Annotated in this window: 5 protein-coding genes and 1 pseudogene; all 6 read left to right on the forward strand. The window is 63.0% G+C overall.

Annotation, left to right across the window (positions count from 1 at the left end; all coding sequences use genetic code 11):
• Positions 1-487, forward strand: a pseudogene (locus EOA85_RS26400) (penicillin-binding protein 1C); the annotation flags it as partial.
• A 1-nt stretch (position 488) separates the two neighbouring features.
• Positions 489-1,211 (forward strand): M15 family metallopeptidase, encoded by a 723-nt coding sequence (locus tag EOA85_RS26405; protein WP_127211729.1) that lies wholly within the window; start codon positions 489-491, stop codon positions 1,209-1,211.
• A 244-nt stretch (positions 1,212-1,455) separates the two neighbouring features.
• Entirely contained in the window at positions 1,456-2,484 is a 1,029-nt protein-coding gene (locus tag EOA85_RS26410; protein WP_127211730.1) for a sulfate ABC transporter substrate-binding protein, read from the forward strand.
• Positions 2,485-2,516: 32 nt separating this feature from the next.
• Positions 2,517-3,368, forward strand: coding sequence for a sulfate ABC transporter permease subunit CysT (cysT, locus tag EOA85_RS26415; RefSeq protein WP_029351596.1), 852 nt, complete (start codon positions 2,517-2,519; stop codon positions 3,366-3,368).
• Positions 3,361-4,245 carry a sulfate ABC transporter permease subunit CysW gene (gene cysW / locus EOA85_RS26420; RefSeq protein WP_029351598.1) on the forward strand — a complete coding sequence of 295 codons (885 nt, stop codon included), beginning with the start codon at positions 3,361-3,363 and terminating at the stop codon, positions 4,243-4,245. Before cysT ends, cysW begins: the two co-directional genes overlap by 8 nt.
• Positions 4,246-4,326: 81 nt before the next feature.
• Positions 4,327-5,367 (forward strand): sulfate/molybdate ABC transporter ATP-binding protein, encoded by a 1,041-nt coding sequence (locus EOA85_RS26425; RefSeq protein WP_065006751.1) that lies wholly within the window; start codon positions 4,327-4,329, stop codon positions 5,365-5,367.
• Positions 5,368-5,370 lie beyond the last annotated feature (3 nt).

Genomic DNA, 5,370 nt, shown 5'->3' on the forward strand with positions numbered 1-5,370 from the left:
CGTGCTGGGCGTCTGGGTCGGCCGTCCCGATGCCGGCGCGGTGCCTGGCCTGTCCGGCTATGTCTCGGCCGCACCGATCCTGTTCGAGGGCTTCGTCCGCTCCGGCCTGGCTCCCGTGCCGCTGCCAGGCCAGCCGGCCGGCGTCACCAGACCCAGACGCGACGATCTGCCGGTGACATTGGAGCGTTTCGGTTCTGGCGCCGACGGGCTGGTCCAGGCGACGCCGACCGAGCCTGCGCCGACGATCATCTTTCCGCCGGACGGCGCCCGCGTCGATCTCGGCACCACCGCCGCCAGGGCCTCGCCGCTGGTGCTGAAGCTGCAAGGCGGCCGCGCCCCGTTCCGCTGGCTGGCCAATGGCAAGCCGCTGGTCGGCATCGACCGGCGGCGCAGTGCGACCTGGCAGCCGGACGGCGCCGGCTATTCGACCCTGACCGTGATCGACGCGGTCGGGCGCGCGGCCAGCGTGAAAGTGTTCGTTGAATAGAATGCGCCAAGCGATTCAGCGCATTGCGTTTTGCGCCCTGCTGTTGGCTGCCGATACCGCCCCTGTCCTGTCCGCGGACCTCCCCGCCGCCTTCGTTCGGCTGGCCGACATCGATCCCACCATCCGGCAGGACGTCCGCTATGCCCGCACAGTCAATTTCCTGCGCCGCAAGGCGGCCGGCTACGACGCGCCGGTATGCATCCTCACCGGGCGAGCGGCGGAAGCGCTCTCCGGCGTCCAGAAAGCGATTGCCGCCAAAGGCCTGACGCTGGTCGTCTTTGACTGCTACCGCCCTGCGCGCGCCGTCTCCGACATGGGCGAGTGGACGAGAGAAGGCGGACCACCCGACCCGCAATGGTATCCAGCGGTCAAGCGAAAGGACCTCATCGCCAAAGGCTATGTCGGTGAACTGTCGACGCATTCGCGCGGCTCGACCGTCGATGTCGCCATCGCGCGAGTCGACCGCAACACCGCTCCGAAACAGGCCTGTGGCGCGCCCGATGCCGACACGCTCGATTTCGGCACCGGCTTCGACTGCTTCGACCCGATGAGCGAAACGGCGCACCGTCCGCTCGCCGGGGAAGCAACCGCAAATCGCAAGAGGCTTGTCGAGGCCATGCGCGCCGGCGGCTTCAGGAATTATGCCCGCGAATGGTGGCATTTCACGCTGGAAAACGAGCCGTTTCCAAAGCAGCGCTTCGATTTTCCCCTCACCGCCGACTGAATCACTGATCGCTGCGAAGCAAATCGCGTCCAGACCACATCGAGCCATTGCCGAGGCGCGACCTTTCTCCAGATAGATCGCTGCATGAGCCCGGATTCGGCACCCCCGCCGTCGAGAGGAAAGAATTTCTTCATAAGGCCAAGGATCGGCGGAAAATTGCTTCGAACGGACAAAAAAAGCAACATTGAGTGCATCTAATTTCTACCAATTCAGTAGATTTGAAGCGATCTCAACGGAGGCGTAAATGACCAATCCTCATTTCAGGAAACTGCTCGGCGCCCTGGTCGCTGCATCGGTCCAATTCGGAACACTCGGTTTCGCGTTTGCCGATACCACCATCCTCAACGTGTCCTATGATCCGACGCGTGAGCTGTACAAACAATTCGACGAGGCCTTTGTCGCCCACTGGAAGGCCGAGACCGGTGAGACGGTAACCGTCCAGCAATCGCATGGCGGGTCGGGCGCACAGGCCCGCGCCGTGATCGACGGCCTCGACGCCGACGTGGTGACGCTGGCGCTCGAAGGCGACATCAACGCGATCGTCTCGAAATCGAAGAAGATCAATCCCGACTGGAGGACCAAGTTCGAGAACAATTCGGCGCCCTACACCTCGACCATCGTCTTCCTCGTCCGCAAGGGCAACCCGAAGGGCATCCACGACTGGGGCGATCTGGTCAAGGACGACGTCCAAGTGATCACGCCAAACCCCAAGACCTCGGGCGGCGCACGCTGGAACTATCTCGCCGCCTGGGCCTATGCCAACGCCAGGGATGGCGGCGACGAAGCCAAGACCAAGGAATTCGTCGGCAATCTCTACGCCCATGTTCCGGTGCTCGACACCGGTGCGCGCGGCGCGACCGTAACCTTCGCGCAAAAGGGCCTGGGCGACGTGCTGCTGGCCTGGGAAAACGAGGCCTATCTGGCGCTCGACGAGTTCGGCGCCGACAATTTCGACATCGTCTACCCGCCGACTTCGATCCTGGCCGAGCCGCCCGTCGCTGTGGTCGACGCCAATGTCGATGCCAACGGCACGCGAAAAGTCGCCGAAGCCTATCTGAGCTACCTCTACTCCAAGGAAGGCCAGACGCTGATCGCCAAAAACCATTATCGCCCGTCGAAGCCCGACCTGGTGCCGGCGGAGGACCTCGCCAAACTGCCGGAGATCAAGCTGATCACCATCGACGATCCACTTTTTGGCGGTTGGAAGAAGGCGCAGCCTTACCATTTCGGCGATGGTGGTATATTCGACCAGATCTATAAGCCGGCCCAGTAGACCCAGTAAGCTAGACTCTAGATCAGGACGACATGACCACAGCACCCGCAAAGGCGGGGTGGCGGTTCAGACAGCCGAGCGTCATTCCGGGTTTCGGATTGACGCTCGGCTTCTCTCTTGCCTACCTCACGCTCATCATCCTCATTCCCCTTTCGGGGCTGGTCTGGCGATCGGCCGCGCTCGGCTGGGCCGATTTCTGGGCGATCGCCACCGACCGCCGCACCATCAATGCGCTTGAAATCAGCTTCGGCACCGCCTTCATTGCCGCCGCGGTCAATGTCGTCTTCGGCACGATCGTCGCCTGGGTACTGGTGCGCTACAACTTTCCTGGCCGCCGCATCGTCGATGCCATGGTCGACCTGCCCTTCGCCTTGCCGACGGCGGTGGCCGGTATCGCGCTGACCACGCTCTACGCGCCGAATGGCTGGCTCGGGAGCCTGCTGGCACCGCTCGGCATCAAGGTCGCCTACACGCCGCTCGGCATCGTCATAGCGCTGATCTTCATCGGGCTGCCTTTTGTCGTGCGCACCGTTCAGCCGATCATGGAGGAGATCGACAAGGAGGTGGAGGAAGTGGCCGCGACGCTCGGCGCCAATCGCTTCCAGACCATCGCCCGGGTTCTGCTTCCGGGCCTAGCGCCGGCCATCGTCACCGGTTTCGCGCTGGCTTTCGCACGCGGTGTTGGCGAGTACGGCTCCGTCATCTTCATCGCCGGCAATCTGCCCTACAAATCCGAGATCGCGCCGCTTCTGATCGTCATCCGGCTGGAGGAATACAATTATGCGGCGGCGACCGCGATCGCGGCGATCATGCTCGCTTTGTCATTCGTGATGCTGCTGGTCATCAATCTGGTGCAGACGTGGAGCCGCAAGCGCTATGGCTGATCCGGAGATCAAATCCTACGCACCGCACCACGAAAGCCAGTCGGCGGCAGTGACCGAAAGCCGCCCGGCGAAAGCCGTGCTGATGATCGTGACCTTTGCCTTCCTCGGCATTTTCCTGCTCTTGCCGCTGATCGTCGTCTTCAACGAAGCCTTCGCAAAGGGCCTCAGTGCGTATACGGAGGCGCTGACCAACCCAGACACGCGCTCGGCGATCCACCTGACACTGCTGGTGGCGGCGATCTCGGTGCCACTCAATGTCGTCTTCGGCATCTCCGCCGCTTGGGCGATCGCCAAGTTCGAGTTCAAGGGCAAAGCCTTCCTCACCACGCTCATCGATCTGCCGTTTTCGGTCTCGCCGGTCATTTCCGGCCTGGTCTATGTGCTTTTGTTCGGAGCACAGGGCCTGCTCGGCGCCTGGCTGAAGGCGCATGGCATCGTCATCCTGTTTGCCGTGCCGGGCATCGTGCTCGCCACCATCTTCGTCACTTTCCCGTTCGTCGCCCGCGAACTGATTCCCTTGATGCAGGAACAGGGCAATGGCGACGAGGAGGCAGCGCTGTCGCTCGGCGCCAATGGCTGGCAGGCGTTCTGGTACGTGACGCTGCCCAACGTCAAATGGGGGCTGCTCTACGGCGTCTTGTTGTGCAATGCCCGCGCCATGGGCGAGTTCGGCGCGGTCTCCGTCGTGTCGGGCCACATACGCGGATTGACCAACACCATGCCGCTGCATGTCGAAATCCTGTATAACGAGTACAATGCCGCAGCCGCCTTCGCCGTCGCTTCACTACTTGCGGGCCTGGCGCTCGTCACGCTGGTCTTGAAAACACTTCTCGAAATGCGCTACGGCGCCGAGCTCGCCGCGACGCGCGGACACTAGATGAAATAAAGAGTTTGATGTCGCCCAAAGTGCGTAGCAGTTTCGGGATAACGACATGCATCGACGAAAAAGGGACGGTTGATGGAAGTTCGCGTTGCCAACGTGCGCAAGGAGTTTGAGCGGTTTCCGGCCCTCCACGACGTTTCGCTCGACATCAAGTCCGGCGAGCTGATCGCGTTGCTCGGACCCTCCGGCTCCGGCAAGACGACGCTGCTCAGGCTGATCGCCGGGCTGGAGCGGCCGACGAAAGGAACGATCTTCTTCGGCGAGGAGGATGCGTCGCAAAAGTCGATCCAGGAGCGCAATGTCGGCTTTGTCTTCCAGCATTATGCGTTGTTTCGCCATATGACGGTCGCCGACAATATCGGCTTCGGCCTCAAAGTCCGGCACGGGCCGACACGTCCGTCGGCGCAGGAAATCCGCCGCCGTGCCTCCGAGCTTCTCGACCTCGTCCAGCTTTCCGGCTTGGAAAAGCGCTATCCGGCGCAGCTTTCGGGCGGCCAGCGCCAACGCGTGGCGCTTGCCCGCGCCATGGCGATCGAACCGGCCGTGCTTTTGCTCGACGAGCCGTTCGGAGCGCTCGACGCCCAGGTCCGCCGCGAGCTGCGCCGCTGGCTGCGCGACATCCACGACGCTACCGGCTACACCACGGTCTTTGTCACCCATGACCAGGAAGAAGCGCTTGAGCTTGCCGACCGCGTCGTGGTGATGAGCCAGGGCAGCATCGAGCAGGTCGGCACCGCCGATGAAATCTACGACACGCCGAATTCGCCCTTCGTCTACGGCTTCATCGGTGAATCGAGCTCGCTTCCCGTCAAGATCGAGGACGGCCAGGTCTGGATCGCCGATCGCCCGATCGGGCTGTCCGCGCCGCAGGCACCGCAAGGCGAAGCGACGCTGTTCTTCCGTCCGCACGATGTCGAACTGGTAGACGAATGCAACGGCTGCATCGCCGGCACAGTCGCCGCCAGCCGCCGCGTCGCCGGCACCAGACGGGTGGAGCTCGAAATTGGCGGCGAGCGTCAGCGGGTCGAGGTCGAGCTGCCCGTCGACCATCCGGCGGCGCAGAAAAGCCGGGTGGCCTTCAGGCCGCGGCGCTGGAAGCTTTTTCCAGCTGTGTAGAAG

Source organism: Mesorhizobium sp. M5C.F.Ca.IN.020.29.1.1, from assembly GCF_003997375.1.
Lineage (GTDB): Bacteria > Pseudomonadota > Alphaproteobacteria > Rhizobiales > Rhizobiaceae > Mesorhizobium > Mesorhizobium wenxiniae.

Coding starts and splice junctions, on each gene's coding strand:
- EOA85_RS26405 (WP_127211729.1), top strand. CDS start 489: ATGCGCCAAGCGATTCAGCGCATTGCGTTTTGCGCCCTGCTGTTGGCT.
- EOA85_RS26410 (WP_127211730.1), top strand. CDS start 1,456: ATGACCAATCCTCATTTCAGGAAACTGCTCGGCGCCCTGGTCGCTGCA.
- cysT (WP_029351596.1), top strand. CDS start 2,517: ATGACCACAGCACCCGCAAAGGCGGGGTGGCGGTTCAGACAGCCGAGC.
- cysW (WP_029351598.1), top strand. CDS start 3,361: ATGGCTGATCCGGAGATCAAATCCTACGCACCGCACCACGAAAGCCAG.
- EOA85_RS26425 (WP_065006751.1), top strand. CDS start 4,327: ATGGAAGTTCGCGTTGCCAACGTGCGCAAGGAGTTTGAGCGGTTTCCG.